The organism is Verrucomicrobiota bacterium (assembly GCA_039192515.1).
GTDB lineage: Bacteria > Verrucomicrobiota > Verrucomicrobiia > Methylacidiphilales > JBCCWR01 > JBCCWR01.
Genome location: JBCCXA010000009.1, coordinates 70,638 through 85,257 on the forward strand (window position 1 = coordinate 70,638; position 14,620 = coordinate 85,257).

Annotated in this window: 10 protein-coding genes; 9 read left to right on the plus strand and 1 reads right to left on the minus strand. The window is 42.9% G+C overall.

Annotated elements, in window-relative coordinates:
- Positions 1 to 14: 14 nt before the first annotated feature.
- Positions 15 to 902 carry an NAD(P)-dependent oxidoreductase gene (locus AAGA18_05840; protein ID MEM9444858.1) on the plus strand — a complete coding sequence of 296 codons (888 nt, stop codon included), beginning with the start codon at positions 15 to 17 and terminating at the stop codon, positions 900 to 902.
- A 477-nt stretch (positions 903 to 1,379) separates the two neighbouring features.
- On the opposite strand, the gene AAGA18_05845 is transcribed toward AAGA18_05840, so the two are convergent.
- A complete protein-coding gene (locus tag AAGA18_05845; GenBank protein MEM9444859.1) occupies positions 1,380 to 2,918 on the minus strand; it encodes an arylsulfatase in 1,539 nt (512 codons plus the stop codon).
- Positions 2,919 to 3,530: 612 nt separating this feature from the next.
- Between AAGA18_05845 and AAGA18_05850 the strand changes: the two genes are divergently transcribed.
- From AAGA18_05850 to AAGA18_05885, 8 genes are all read left to right on the plus strand, one after another.
- The gene (locus AAGA18_05850) at positions 3,531 to 4,883 is read left to right on the plus strand and encodes a TolC family protein (protein MEM9444860.1); all 1,353 of its coding nucleotides are present in this window, start codon (positions 3,531 to 3,533) and stop codon (positions 4,881 to 4,883) included.
- Between the two features lie 8 nt (positions 4,884 to 4,891).
- Complete coding sequence (locus AAGA18_05855) at positions 4,892 to 7,966, plus strand: efflux RND transporter permease subunit (GenBank protein ID MEM9444861.1); 3,075 nt, start codon at positions 4,892 to 4,894, stop codon at positions 7,964 to 7,966.
- A 379-nt stretch (positions 7,967 to 8,345) separates the two neighbouring features.
- On the plus strand, positions 8,346 to 9,731 hold the full coding sequence (locus AAGA18_05860) for a sulfatase-like hydrolase/transferase (GenBank protein ID MEM9444862.1): 1,386 nt from the start codon (positions 8,346 to 8,348) through the stop codon (positions 9,729 to 9,731).
- A gap of 203 nt (positions 9,732 to 9,934) precedes the next feature.
- Positions 9,935 to 10,318 carry a sulfatase-like hydrolase/transferase gene (locus tag AAGA18_05865; GenBank protein MEM9444863.1) on the plus strand — a complete coding sequence of 128 codons (384 nt, stop codon included), beginning with the start codon at positions 9,935 to 9,937 and terminating at the stop codon, positions 10,316 to 10,318.
- A 48-nt stretch (positions 10,319 to 10,366) separates the two neighbouring features.
- Entirely contained in the window at positions 10,367 to 10,525 is a 159-nt protein-coding gene (locus AAGA18_05870; GenBank protein MEM9444864.1) for a hypothetical protein, read from the plus strand.
- Positions 10,526 to 10,568: 43 nt separating this feature from the next.
- Positions 10,569 to 10,820, plus strand: coding sequence for a hypothetical protein (locus AAGA18_05875; GenBank protein ID MEM9444865.1), 252 nt, complete (start codon positions 10,569 to 10,571; stop codon positions 10,818 to 10,820).
- Positions 10,821 to 10,898: 78 nt separating this feature from the next.
- Entirely contained in the window at positions 10,899 to 11,129 is a 231-nt protein-coding gene (locus tag AAGA18_05880; GenBank protein ID MEM9444866.1) for a hypothetical protein, read from the plus strand.
- An 803-nt stretch (positions 11,130 to 11,932) separates the two neighbouring features.
- Positions 11,933 to 14,494, plus strand: a complete 2,562-nt coding sequence (locus AAGA18_05885; protein ID MEM9444867.1) for an Ig-like domain-containing protein — start codon at positions 11,933 to 11,935, stop codon at positions 14,492 to 14,494.
- Positions 14,495 to 14,620 lie beyond the last annotated feature (126 nt).

Consider the following 14,620-nt stretch of genomic DNA (forward strand, 5'->3'; position numbering starts at 1 on the left):
AAGTAGTAGTCATTATGAAAAATAAAAGGATTAGCTTTGTAGGACTCGGGCGGATGGGAGCCAACATCGCGCGTCATTTGTGTGACAGAGGATATATTTTATCGGGCGTATATGATGTAGCCGAGGATTTAGCTGAAAAGTTAGGCGAGGAACTTGGAGTAAAAGCATGCTCAAGTTTATCTGAAGTAACAGGATGCTCTGATATTGTTTTTACGGTGGTGACAAATGACAAGGCCATGGAGGAAATTTTCTTAGGAAAGGATAATCTCTTGCAGAACGCAGAGGGCACCTTGTTTCTCAATTGTGCGACACTTTCCCCTGAGATTCATAGAAAATTAGAAACGGTGGCTAAGGAGGTTGGTGCGGAGACCTTAGAGGTTTGTATGGCCTCAAGTATTCCTCAAGCAAGAAATGGTGAGCTTTATCTAATGATTGGTGGAGATGAACGTACTTTTAATGGGGTGAGAAGCCTTTTGGATGATTTAAGCAAAAATTTACGCTATGTAGGAGAAGCGGGTAAGGCAGCTGAGGTCAAAGCCCTAGTGAATATGGTGATGAATATGAATACTGCTGCTTTAGCAGAAGGACTTGGTCTAGCTGATGCATTAGGTCTTGATTTGAAAATGCTGTGCGAGGTTTTTAGTCAGACGGGTGCAAATTCCAGGGTGCTTGAAACAGATGCCGAGGATATGTTGAATAAAGATCACGATTGTTATTTCTCGGCTGAACATGCGGCTAAAGATTCTGGAATAGCCCTCGAGCTGGCCAAAAGCAAATCACTGCAGCTGCCATTGGCAAAAGCTACTTTGAGTCAATATCAAAAAATGGTAGAAATGGGCTTAGGACAATTAGATAAGTCTGGAGTGGCAGAGCTAACCTTTCCAGGTAGGAGTTTACATTAAAAATAATTCTGCGCCTTAAGTCTGAATGATGCAGTAGAGACTTAAAGATCTACGCAACATCTTGTTACCTCAAGAAACATAGAGTCTCCTAGAGGTATCACCTTTTGATATATCTTCGGCAACTCTCTTTTCCTTGTAGGTTAAGCTTTACGCATCTCGTTCAATTTCTATTACATCATCCGGCTTAAACGAGCCGGCAGTACACCGCACAAGTGTTGCAGCATGAACCTGAAGAAGACGTGAGTTTAAGGGCTAAAATTTAAGGGTAAACTCCACCAGCACTCGTCCAAGCGGTGGAGGTATTCTTTTAATTGAGGGCCTCAATGAGGAGAGTAAGAATGGTAATTTAGCAGGTAGCGCACATCTTTATGATGCATTTGTAGATGTCGATGAGGATGGTCTACCCCATGCTGGGAGATAGCAAATTAACGCTGTAAGTTTAACGCTGATAACGCAGTGATAGGATCTCATAGATCCTTACTGCGCATCGTTCTTCTTTTTCTTTGTTTTGTCTGAGGATTTCCCTTTCTTTTTGCCGCGGATGTTCTGATCTAATTCAAGCCAGCGTTTTTTCATCGCTTCAAAGCGTTCAGGGAATTTTTGACTGAGGTCGTTTTCTTCAATGCGATCTAGCCTGATGTCATAGAGTTTTTCATTGTTAACTAGCTTCATGCCCGATTGCCAAAGGGCAGAGTATTGGCTGTACCGGTAGTAGATTTCCTTATGTTTTTCTCGCTCCCGATTGAAAATAGTGGGAGCAAAACTGATGCCCCGAGTCGGTGGAATTTCATTTGCTTCAAAGGTTTGGGGTTGTTCCCCACCGGCTAATTCAAAAAGCGTCGGATGAATATCGGTGATATGCGCCCGTTCAGAATCTACTCGCCCAGGGTTCTTTACACCTACGGGCCAGTGCACGATGACGGGCGTAGCAATACCTCCTTCATGTTGGTTTTGTTTATACCTACGCCAAGGAGTGTTACAGGCATTGGCCCAGGCTTCGTTATAGCAGTAAAAGGATCTGGGGTCCCAGGGCATGTATTTGTTTTTTCTCGTTTCAGTATGTGTTCGTTCAAAGGGGCAGGCACCATTATCGCTAAGAAAAATGATACAGGTGTTCTCATAGATGGCCTCAGATTTGAGCTTAGCTATGAGGCGCCCAATATCTTGATCTACCATATCTATCATGGCTGCATAGGTGGCCATGCGTAGATCCTGAAAATCCTTTTGTTCATCAGTGAGTGTGTCCCAATCTAGATTTTCTCTTTTACTGATAGGCTCTGTTTGGATCTCCGAATCAGAAAGTTTAGCATCCTTTGGTATGATGCCTTTAGCTTTTAGGCCTGCAAAACGTTGGGTCCGGAGTTTTGTCCAACCTTCTTTGTATTTTCCTCGATACTTCATCACTTCTTCTTTAGGCGCTTGCAAAGGGTAATGAGGTGCATTGTAGGCCAGGTATAAGAAAAACGGCTTTTCCTTGTTGCGTTGATAGATGTATTCAATGGCCTTGTCAGTAAAGGCTGTCGTGCAATAAAAGTCTTCATCAGGCGTGAGCATGGTTTCATTTTCTTGGAGAACGGATTCTCCCCTATTAGCGGCCTGCACGGTGAAAAAATTGGTGGCTCCAGGTAAAAATCCGTAGAACTTCTTAAAGCCCATGCCCAAAGGTTCTTTAATAGCGATATGCCATTTGCCAACGGCGTAGCTATCATAGCCATAGTGACTGAGCGCCTGGGGGATAGTAATGAATGGTTTTTTATTCTGTTCAGACATGTACAACCCGGTCATCAAACTTGTTCGACTGGGAGTACATTTAGCGGCATTGGTAAAATTTGTGAAGACCAACCCTTCCTTGGCCATTTGATCTATATGGGGTGTGCTGATCTCGCTACCGAAGCAGCCGATATCAGAATAGCCCATATCATCAACTATAATGACGATCATATTAGGACCTTTAGCTACACTTGTAGCAATCATCCATGCGCTTATCAGAGTTAAATAGATGCTTAAATTTTTCATAGTGATTATTGTAGTTTGTAGTAATAAAACATTTTTGAGATTACGACACTAGATCGAATCTGCACTTATTATTCGTCTATCTTGTGAGATCATAAAAGGATTATCCAGTGAATTGTTAAAAATTAGCAGGGATTTCAACTCGGATTGACCGCGATCAGAGGAAAAATGAAAGAGCTCCATGGGTTTTAAGAGAAAAAGAATACGGGCTGAAACACAATCATTATGAAAGTAAGTTTCAGGGAGATGTTTGATTAGAAATAGGTGCCATAGCTAGTAACGGGTTTGTTTGCGAATAGGGTGCTCTAAGTCAAGCCGTCTAGTGGCTAAATGATCATTGTCACGGAGGAGAAGGAGATAAGTCTATTTAGCCCGAATGGTCCAAGAAACTTAAAGATCTAGACAGGATGTTGTTTCCAAAAAAGATAGAGGCTCCTAGAAGTATCACCTTGAGATGAATCTTTGTCGACTTTCTGCGGGTATCTAAATAATTTTCAAATAAGTAGAATTTGAATTGGCGAGCAATAGGATTGCCTACTTTTGTATATCTAGTGACAAAAGTAAGGTAGAAAATCCATTGCCGAGAAGTAGCAGCACGGATAGATTCGAAGCTCCATGAAATTTAATAGCTGTTGGGCATATCAAAAGACTGCATTTTTTGTGCTGGGTATATTTCTTGGTATTTTACCTCCAACTTATTCCAAAGAGAAAAAGTCGACTAGTACCTCCTCTACTCTAAAGCTTGGTATAGGTGAATGTTATCAAAGGGCCCTTGCCAGGAGCGAAGCCCTTGCTCTTAGCAAGGAAGCTATTAGGCAGACAGAAATTGCCTACAGTCAGGCATTGAGCGCGGTATTACCTGAAATCAGTCTGGTCTTCCGGGAGCGTATCAGAAATCTATCCAGTGGCGGCTCAAGTTTTGATGATGGTGGATCAGGCTTCTCTAGTAGCGGGGGAGGACGTTATCGATTCGATACGCAGCTCCAGGTTAGCCAGTCTATTTTTCGAGGGTTCAGGGACTACCATGTTCTGGGTGCTCTAGAAGCCAACCAACGTGCTTCACAATCCGATTATAAACGGGATCAGCAAACACTTTTTTTGGATACGAGTGATTTGTATTATCAAATACTAACTCAGCGGAGAGATCTAGAGATCCTTTACGAGCTTGACCGGGCTTTGTTGGATCGGACTAATGAACTTTCTGAGCGCGTGGAACTGGGTAGGTCGAGAGAAAGCGAACTCTTGGCTGCACGCACCGAGTATGCCGATAACAAAGCAGTTATACAGCAGGTAAGGGGGTTGCTTAGTGCTAGCAAGGAGCTTATGGCTTTCTTACTTGGCCGGCCAGCAAGTTCCTTCATCTTGATTGATGATAAAAATGGCCAACAAGCTGGGGAGTTGGCCGAATATCTTGTAAAAATTGGTGTTCGCCCAGATATTCAAGCTCAGGAAGAAAGAGTCTTCGCTTCGCAAAAGGAGGTATCTGCAAGCCGAGCCGCTTTCTGGCCCTCCATAGATTTCCGTTTTAACTGGCTGGCATTGGAGGACCCCGAACGTTCTGAAGAATGGAATATGTTTTTCACAGCAGAGCTGCCTATCTTCGACGGTGGGCTAAGAGCTGCTGATCTGTCCGAAAGTAAGTCACAGTCTCGCTCTTCTCAACTATCCTTGAGCCAATTGAGGCGGCTGGCAGAATACGATATTCGCCTAGCTTATTCCAACTTCACAGCGACAGCTCGCCAGATGATCCAGTTGCGGGAAGCTGTCCAGGTGGCAAAAGAAAGCCTTGCCGCGCAAAAAAATGATTATCAGCTAGGCAGAGCCAGCAATCTAGATGTACTAAATGCACTTATTCGCTACGAGGAGGTCAATCGCCGCTTTGCTGTAACAGGCTACCTCATGAAATCTAATCTCAACGCGCTTCACATTGCCGCCGGGGAAATCCCCTTTCAGCCCCAACAGAACTAATCTCTGGCATGACCCTTTCTGAATTTAGTATCCGCCGACCTGTCTTTGCCTGGATGTTCATGTCTGCTCTAATTGTTTTTGGCGCTATTGGTCTTCTACGCCTGGGTATCAGTCAAATGCCCGATGTTGATTTTCCAGTTATTGAGGTAGTGGTAACCTGGGAAGGAGCTGCACCCGAACTTATTGAATCAGAGATAGTCGATCAGATTGAAGAGGAGGTGGTGCAGATTGAGGGACTAAAGAAAATCACATCAACTATGCGTCAAGGTGCCGCAAACATCAAACTCGATTTTGATATCAACCGAAACGTTGACGCTGCGCTACAAGAAGTGCAGGCAGCTGTCAGTGACAACGATTACCCCCTTGACATGGACCCACCCAGGCTTAGGAAACGCAATCCTGAAGATCAAGCTATTCTTTGGGTTGGAGTTGCCAGCGAACGTCCCATCATGGAACTCATTCGTTTAGCCGATCAGTCTTTGACAAACAGATTCGAGATCATTCCTGGGGTTGGAGAAGTTATTCTGGGTGGCTTCGTTGAACCTTCCCTACGCATATGGATGGATAACAACTTGCTTAAGAAATATGAACTGACCGTGCAAGATATAGTCAATGCCGTAAGATCAGAACATTCGGAAATCGCCGCTGGTTATATTGATAACAAACGCCAGGAATTTAATGTCCGCACTATGGGTGAGGAGTTTAGTCCGGAGGATATTGGAAATATCCTTATCACCCAAAGGGGCAGTCAGCCCATTTATGATACAGCTATCCGCATCAAGGATGTCGCGCGTGTCGAGGATGGACTATCCGATATTAGACGCAGATCTTATATTTCAGGTGTTCAGGGATTAAGCATTGGTATAAAAAAACAACGGGGAGCTAATCAGGTAGAAATAGCTCGTGCGGTTCGCGCTTTGGTTGAGGAGTTGGACAAGGAATTGCCTGACGATATTTATTTTCAGATCAACGCCGACTTTTCCAAATTCGTCGAAGATACGCTTCGCGATAGCAAAAGGGAATTGCTAGTCGCCGGCTTGCTAACTGCTTTAATCTGTTACTTTTTTCTTGGCTCACTTCGCTCCGCTATGAATGTGGGGCTGGCCATTCCTACTTCCATTCTTGGAACATTTATTATTATGTATTTTGCCGGTTTTACCTTGAATCTCTTCAGCTTACTGGCTTTGGCATTAGCGGTTGGTATTGTGGTGGACGATGCCATTATGGTACTGGAAAACATCGTACGTCATTTTCACATGGGCAAGAACAAAGTGCAGGCCGCACGTGATGGGGCCAACCAGGTCTTCTTTGCGGCCATCGCCACCACTGTGGTCTTGGTTTCTATATTTCTGCCTGTGGCCTTCATGGAAGGGGTTATCGGGAAGTTCTTTTTTCAATTCGGGATTACCATGTCGGCAGCCGTTCTGCTTTCCACAGTCGAGGCACTCACTTTGACCCCGATGCGCTGTGCAGCTCTCATGTCGAGAAGAGAGGGTACCGTCTTTTTCTATAAGCCTGTAACGACCTTGTTAGATAGGCTGCGCGATCTCTACAAAACCCTGCTCCACATTCCCGTTCATTATCCATGGATTGTCATTGGCATGGCGTTGTTGAGCATTCCTTTGGCTTACCTGCTATTTAATAAACTACCTAAGGAATATGTTCCTCCTCAGGATCAAGGTTTTTTCCTGATCCTTGGCCGAACCCCGGTAGGTTCATCTCTAGATTTTACTGAAGAAAAAATATTTCAGTTACAGAAGTGGTTTAAAGAGGAGGAAACCATAGACAGCTGGTTTGCTTCTGCCGGAGGTTTCAATAATTTGACCAATGAAAGTTTCTCTACTGTCAACCTTGTCCCACCAGACGAACGTCCATCACAACAAGTGATCATGAAGAAAGCTCGCGATGAGCTCGCAAGCATTGAGAATTTTTTTACCATTGTTCCCGACCAACAGATCAGAGGACTTACTCAGGGAAGGAATTACCCCATTGCATTTAATATTCGTGGGCCCGATTACGGTGTCTTGCAAAACAAAGCGCGGGAGATTATCGAAAGCCTGAATAAAACCGGCTTGGTAGTCGGGTTAGATACGGACTTTCGCATTGATATGCCTGAGCTTCGTATTATTCCCGACAGGCAGGCAGCTGCAGCAAGAGGTGTGTCTATGCAAAACATAGGCGAGACCATCAGAGCGGCACTTGGAGGTGTTCGTGAGGGTAAGTTCACCAGTGGAGGAGAGCGTTATGATGTTCGGATTCGATTGGAAAAGGATCAACGCCTATCTCCAGAATCTATCAACGACTTACAAATCAGAACTTTATACGGAGAACTTATTCCGCTTTCCGATGTAGTTCGCACCGAAGTGAAATCAACCGTGCAACAGGTATCCAGAATAAACCAGCAACGGGCTGTATCTATTTTTGGAAATGTTGCCGAAGGCAAATCCCAAGCGGAGGCTATTAATGAAGCTTTAAGAATCAGTAGGGAAACATTAGATGAGAGCTACAGCGTTCATCTAGAGGGGGGTTCTGAGGCTTTTGCAGAGGCATTCGACAACCTTAAATTTTCACTGCTTCTGGCAATCATTTTATCTTACATGGTGCTGGCTTCTCAGTTTAATAGCTTTCTTCACCCCATCGCGATTCTTGTCGCACTGGTTCCCGCCGGCTTGGGAGCATTTTTTGGTCTATGGATCATGGGGCAATCTATCAATCTGTTCTCTAGTATTGGAATTATTCTGCTCGTAGGAATCTCGACGAAGAATTCCATTATGCTGGTGGAATTCACCAATCGTTTGAGGGTTGAGGAAAATCTTTCTGTTAGGGATGCTATCTACCAGGCAGGGACCATACGCCTGCGCCCTATCCTTATGACAACTGTTGCCACCATAGGTGCCGCCATACCCATTTTTCTGGGTTTAGGTGCGGGCTCCGAAACGCGTTCCCCAATGGCAACTGCTGTTATATTTGGCATGCTTATTTCAACAAGTGTCACCTTGTTTGTAACCCCCGCGGTCTATAAAATTCTCTCTGCGGTTGAAAGAGCTCGTCCAGGAGAAGAGAACTATCAATTTCAGGATTAGGGTAGATACACTGAGTCTATCAGGCGGCCTGAAGGCAAGGTATTTATTTTTTGACTTTGAAATAAATTTCTATCAGAGAGGAATAAAATGAGTGAGGGGATGTCTTGACACCTTCTAGGACTTGAAACTAGATTAAAATGTTAACTGCGCAACATTAAGTGTTTTTGTAAACTAATTTAGGCGGATTGATCAAATGAATACCAATGGGCCGTTATCGCTTCATGACTATATTATATTTTGAGCATAAAAGCATCGACACGCTAGGTTGTTTCTCTATCGACAGATGATTAGTACATAGGGAGCACTAAAGAAGAAATGATAAATAATCACCTCCAGAATAGGTGAATTTAAATTGAGAAACTAAACAAAAATACTAAATATGAATAGAAAAATACTGAAGATCCAGGCCATCATCATGTCTTTATTGACGATGTTTCATGCAGCTTTTGCTGAGCAACCTAACATCATTTTGATATTAACGGATGATCTTGGCTATGGTGATTTGGGTATGACCGGACATCCCTATATTAAATCACCAAATATTGACCGTCTGGCAGCGGAAGGCTTGTTTTTTGAACAAGGTTATATGTCAAGTGCTTGGTGTGCGCCATCCCGAGCAGCCATAATGGGGGGGTACTTCCCGGCGCGTTATTTTCAATCAGATCATGAGCTAGATTATAACAAACCCACGTTGGCCAGCGTGTTAAAAGATGCAGGGTACACCACAGCTCACTATGGTAAGTGGCATATGAGTGGAAGGGGAAAGACGGACCCAACTCCTGATATGTATGGTTTTGAAGAGTCATTTATTTCTAATGGCAATCCCAAGAACGGAGGATGGACACCTGAAGAGCGTAAGCAACCACACTGGCGAGAAATGACAACGTCGAGATACATCGATTTGAGCATCGACTTTATTACAAGGAAGAAAGATGTTCCCTTCTTTGTAAACGTTTGGCTATTTCCAACTCATTCTTACATTGACCCGACTCCTGAGATGCTAGAGGTCTATAAAGATCTTGAGGTATCTATAGATGATTTTGAAAATCCTCTGCAGAAAGAATTTCTGGAATTTATTGCCCAACACGGTTCTGTTCAAGATGCCATGAGGGCCTATTGCTCAGATGTCACTTTTTTGGATAGTGAAATTGGACGTTTATTAGAAAAGCTCAAGGAATTAGATTTGAAGGATAATACAATTGTCATCTTTTCTAGTGATAACGGCCCAGCACCAATTTTCAAGAAAGCTGGTTTACCAAAACGCTATAAAGAAACGCCGACTCTTTTGAATAATGTTGGTTCCGCTGGTCCTTACAGAAACAGAAAAGTCTCCCTTTATGATGGCGGCACGCATGTTCCTTTTATTGTCCGCTGGCCTAAGAAAATCAAACCAGGGAAGGTCGATCCCACTACTATCTTCACAGGTGTGGACTTGATGCCTACACTCGCAGTATTTGCAGGAGCCCAGGTGCCTGGGGATCTTGATGGAGAAGACTTAAGTGGAGCATGGCTTGCTGAGCCCGTGCAAAGGCAAAAATATCATTATTGGAATGATAGGCCAGGATGGTCAACTCTCAGGCACAAGCAATGGAAAGCACATCTGAACAAAGGAGAGTTTCAGCTCTACGATATCTACAAGGATAAAAGTGAGTCAAAGAATGTTGCTGATCAACACCCTGAGTTATCAAAAGAGTATTTATCAGCATTAAAGAAATGGGATTCATCGGTGGTACCTAACTATAAGTCGAAAGACAAAAACAAGTAATGGGTTCCTTGCTTTTTAATCTCCTAAACACAAATGATAATCAAGAAAGCGGGTCGGCTAAGTGCTATCTGGCGGCATTGTAGCTGCAAAAGAATTCGTTATAACATTTCTTGTAGCCCATGACAATTAAGACGAAGTGCGGCGCTTTTATACTTTCTACTATTTGATTTGGCTCTCTTTTAGCTGCTGATCATTTAGATGTGGTGAGTCCACCTGTTCAGAGTAAAATTGAACAAGTACAGTCAAATATCATTTTTGTTTTAGTAGACGACATGGGGTATGCGGATCTTGGATGCCATGGTGGTGAAATAAAGACGCCCCATATAGATTTATTAGCTGCACAAGGTATTCGTTTCACGCAGATGTGTAATACGGCCAAGTGCATGCCTTCGCGTGCCTGTTTATTGACGGGTGTTTATGCTCAACAATGTGGAATAGATGAAAAGTCTCTTGATATTAAAAATGCAGTCACTCTCGGTGAAGTATTAAAAACAGCTGCTTATCGAACTTTTGCTTCCGGTAAGCATCACGGCAAAGAGAATCTACACGATCGTGGATTTGATCATTATTATGGTTTGGGGGGATAGTTGTAGCAACTTTTACCATACAGATGCTTTTACAAATAAGACATTAGAATGGCTAGACGAAAAAGAATTAGCGCAAAAACCTTTTTTTACTTGGCCTATACGACACTACATTACCCCTTACATGCTTGGCCCAAAGATATAGCTAAATACAAAGGCAAATATGATAAGGGTTATAACCCATACAAAAAACACGCTATGAGTGTATGATCGAAATGGGTCTCATAGATCCTGATAAGGTCCCGCTACCAGCTTGGGTGATGGTGCTTGGGCAGAACTCAAGGGTGTTGAATTAGAGAAAGAAAAAAGACGCATGGAGATTTATGCTGCTATGGTTGATTGCATCGATCAAAATTTCGGGTGTATCCCAGCAAAGCTCCAGAAGCAACAAAAACTAGAGAACACACTTTTCCTTTTTGCATCGAAATATGGTGGTTGCCCGAAGGATGTCCGCGGACAGTTCAGTTCTACGCGTCTCGATAATTTTGCGACGATAGCTAGTTAGGAGGCTGTTAGTCAATCATGGTCAACGGTGCAAAATACCTCACTCAGAAAGTGGAAGAATTATAGCCACGAAGGCGGTATGAATATCCCTTTTATTATGAGTTGGTCTGGTAAAGTCAATAAGCCTGGTAGTATATACTGTGAGCCTGCACACTTTATTGATATCATGTTCACGTTGTTCAAATTAACTGGGGCCACTTATGCAGAAACTCGTAAGGGTAAGTCTACTACACCTATGCAAGGTATTAGTTTGCTTCCTACGCTGCAAGGTAAGTCAATTACTCGTAAAGAACCTCTATACTGGAAATAGCAAGGGGGTGGCGCCATTTGTCAAGCAAATGTAAAAGCTCTCTTTTGTGACAAAAAATGGGAGCTTTATCATTTCTCCAGGGATCGCAATGAAATGAATGATCTATCTATTGCGATACCGGATAAACTCAAAGCCATGCAGCAGAAGTGGCACCAGTGGACACAAGCAGTAGCTGGAAAAACTTCATCCCGAATGATGATGCCATAGACACTTTAAGATTCGTGCAAGATCTTGGCCTTAAGAAACATAGGTTTTCCTAGAGGTATCATCTATTGAGACCGATATTCCTACTCTATTAGGATGGGCGCTCCGTGCTTAATCGCTTCGCCTTTGCTTGCTTATAGGAGCTAAGCTCAGACGATGCGATTGATATATTCTTGTCGACTCCCTTTTTCTTGAAACCCAAAACTTTAAACACCTCGTCTAACTTCTATTGTATCATTCGGGTTAAATAATTTTTCTAACGCTGGGTTGTTAACAAGGTGATAAACAAAAGTTAGAACCCCCAAGCGAAAATTGTCGACGAGGATGTATCCAAAGGTTATATCTCTTCACCGTTCTACCTCTCGTGAGGCCAGGGTTAGCCAGGGCTTCGTGCAGACATTAAGGTCCTTACACATCATGGGTATCCAGTATTTCATTAATTAAAATGTTGACTTGCAGCTAGTTTATAGCAATTATGATTTAATCTGGTTTATCAGTATTAAGTTTGTAACAAAGAAAAACAAATGAGTAATTAAATCGACTTTATTAAATTACTCATAAAAACAACAACAAACATAAATACTAAAAGTTATTATAATATGAAAATATATAAGTATATTCCACTCTTGGTAATCTCATCTCTATTCCAAGAATCCGTCAGAGCCCAAGCATCTGATCTTTATGGAGCCGATGGAGAGCTCAGAACAGATACCTCACGCATACCCGATTTTTCTCATGCTGGCTATAAGCAGGGAGAAGTTCCCGTTCCTAAGGTACCAATAGTAGCTAATGTAAAAGACTTTGGAGCAATCGGTGATGGTGTTGTAGATGACACGCAAGCATTCCTTGATGCAATCAGTGATACTGAAAACGGGGCCATCTTTATTCCCGAAGGGACTTATGTCATTACTCAAATTTTAAAGATCACCAAGTCCAACCTAGTGCTGCATGGAGCGGGCAAGGACAAATCCATTCTCTATTTCCCTAAAAGTTGTCGAGAGGTATCTAGTGGAGACTTTCACGGGACAGGCGGTTTTATATGGGTAGAAGGTGAAAGACAGCAAAGTGCTAATCTGACAAACCTAACGTCAGATGCCTTGCGGGGAGACCGTCTTCTTAATGTTGACTCAACGGCGAACTTATCGGTTGGGCAGCGAATTGAAATTTCTATGGATCTCAGCAATAACAATGATCTTGTCAGTCACCTCTATGGCGGAGATCCGGACGATATTTCAAATTTAGAGGGGGCGCCTTGGCAAATGTTAGAGATAGTTTCACTAACGGCTAATACCATCGAGCTCGATAGACCTTTGTTTTTTAATGCCGAGATCGGTTGGTCTCCTAAAATCAGGACGGTCAACTATTCTGTAACGGAATTCGGCATAAAGGATCTTCGTTTAGAGATGGCACGAGACAAATATGATGGACACTTTGAAGAGGAATGGAACGGGATTTATTTTTTGGATATAGCGGATTCGTGGATCAAAAATGTGCACATTCATTTTGCGGATGAAGCTTTTCTCATCAAAGGCCGCTTTTGCACCTTGGATGGCGTTAGTTATGATGCGCCCAGTGGTAAGAAGGGACCAGACTTTGGACATAATGGAATTTTTGTTGATAAGCCAGGGGGGTACAACTTGATCAAAAACTTTCAAGCGAATGCCTCATATATGCATAGCTTGGCTGTGCGCGGAACCTCTGGAAATGTCTTTTCCAAGGGAACAGGCGTGCAAATCGATTTCGATCTGGCGGGACATTGTCCCTTCTCAAATCTTTATACTGAAATAGAAATAACACAGCCAAATTTCTTATGGAGAGGCAGTGGTGCACCTGGAACTGGCAAATCAGCTGCCGCTTGGAATACTTTCTGGAATATAAAAGCAGCCTCCTCAATCAAATATCCAAAAGATAAACCTTGGTCAAAATGGTCACAATTAATCAATATCATTGGCATAACCTCAAATGAGAAATCGAAAAAGGATCCTAACGGAGAGTGGTTCGAAGTGATTGACCCTGATATTCTCACTCCACAAAACTTATACGAGCACCAATTAAATAAAAGGCTTGCTGACCAAGGAAATGAGCCTGATAACCAAGATCCGATAGTAAATTTTGCTGAGCCTAAACCTTCCGAGCTCGACTTAGAAGAAGGGTATACCTCAATTGATATTGAAGCGAAAGCTAGTGACCCGGATGGAAAAATTGATCATGTAGAATTATTTATAGATGGATTTTTTATCGGAAGAGACAGCAAATCAAGATACAGGTGGAATGAGGGTAGATATGCTGACGAGTTGCTCGGTTTATCGGCGGGAACTTATGAGTTAACGCTTGTTGCAACTGACAAGCAAGGTGCTACTGCGGACGCCGTTGACATTCTTACAATCTTGGGATCTGGAGGTAACTTGCCGCCAACGGTTGGATTTGATCTGACTAAATCAACGCTTGAACTTGAAGAAGACTACGAGAAGATCCTTATCAGGGCAGATGCATCAGATCCAGATGGAAGTGTTGATTATGTTCAATTGTATATAGATGGGAATTTTCTTGGGCAGGACAGCGTACCGTTATACAAGTGGAATCAGAAAACAACTCCCGGTTTAAATCAACTAGCAGTAGGGACCTATGACCTGACATTAGTTGCCGCAGATAACCTTGGCTCAATGTCTCAGGATATAGCAACACTTACCATTAAGTCTCCTGGTTCTACGCTTGTTATTTTTGATGACTTCGAAGCTGGTTTTGGAAGCAACTGGATCGATGGAGGCGAAGACTGTCTACTAAATACATCAGGCTCGTATGTCAACAGCTCGGCAGTTGTTAATTTACAAGATAACACCAATTCCTCAGTTCTCACAACTGTGCCTCTTGACTTAAGCAGTTACTCAGAGCTGACAGTGGAATTTGATTACCAAGTTAAAAGTTTTGAAGATACAGAAGAGTTTTGGTTGCAAATATCTACCGACGGTGGAACAACTTATGAAACAGTCAAGGCATTCGTGAATGATATCGATTTCGTAGATGATGGAACTGTCTATCTCGAGTCCATTGTTATGGCTGACTACACACTCACAGATCAAACTTCTATTCGCTTCCGTTGTAATGCGAGCGGTAACTGGGATGATGTATACATCGATAATATTCGCATAAGTGCCAAGTAGTTTGCTGTTAATTCATCAACTTTAGAATAAGCTTGACCCGCCAGCGGAAGTCCGAGGGCGGGTTTTTTAACCCCAGCTCATGCCTTAGAGACGTAAAGATCTTTTTGGGATCTTGACTTCAAGAAG

Excerpts from the sequence above, each read along its gene's own strand:
- AAGA18_05840 (MEM9444858.1), top strand. The coding sequence starts at position 15 with ATGAAAAATAAAAGGATTAGCTTTGTAGGACTCGGGCGGATGGGAGCC.
- AAGA18_05845 (MEM9444859.1), bottom strand. The coding sequence starts at position 2,918 with ATGAAAAATTTAAGCATCTATTTAACTCTGATAAGCGCATGGATGATT.
- AAGA18_05850 (MEM9444860.1), top strand. The coding sequence starts at position 3,531 with ATGAAATTTAATAGCTGTTGGGCATATCAAAAGACTGCATTTTTTGTG.
- AAGA18_05855 (MEM9444861.1), top strand. The coding sequence starts at position 4,892 with ATGACCCTTTCTGAATTTAGTATCCGCCGACCTGTCTTTGCCTGGATG.
- AAGA18_05860 (MEM9444862.1), top strand. The coding sequence starts at position 8,346 with ATGAATAGAAAAATACTGAAGATCCAGGCCATCATCATGTCTTTATTG.
- AAGA18_05870 (MEM9444864.1), top strand. The coding sequence starts at position 10,367 with ATGGCTAGACGAAAAAGAATTAGCGCAAAAACCTTTTTTTACTTGGCC.
- AAGA18_05880 (MEM9444866.1), top strand. The coding sequence starts at position 10,899 with ATGAATATCCCTTTTATTATGAGTTGGTCTGGTAAAGTCAATAAGCCT.
- AAGA18_05885 (MEM9444867.1), top strand. The coding sequence starts at position 11,933 with ATGAAAATATATAAGTATATTCCACTCTTGGTAATCTCATCTCTATTC.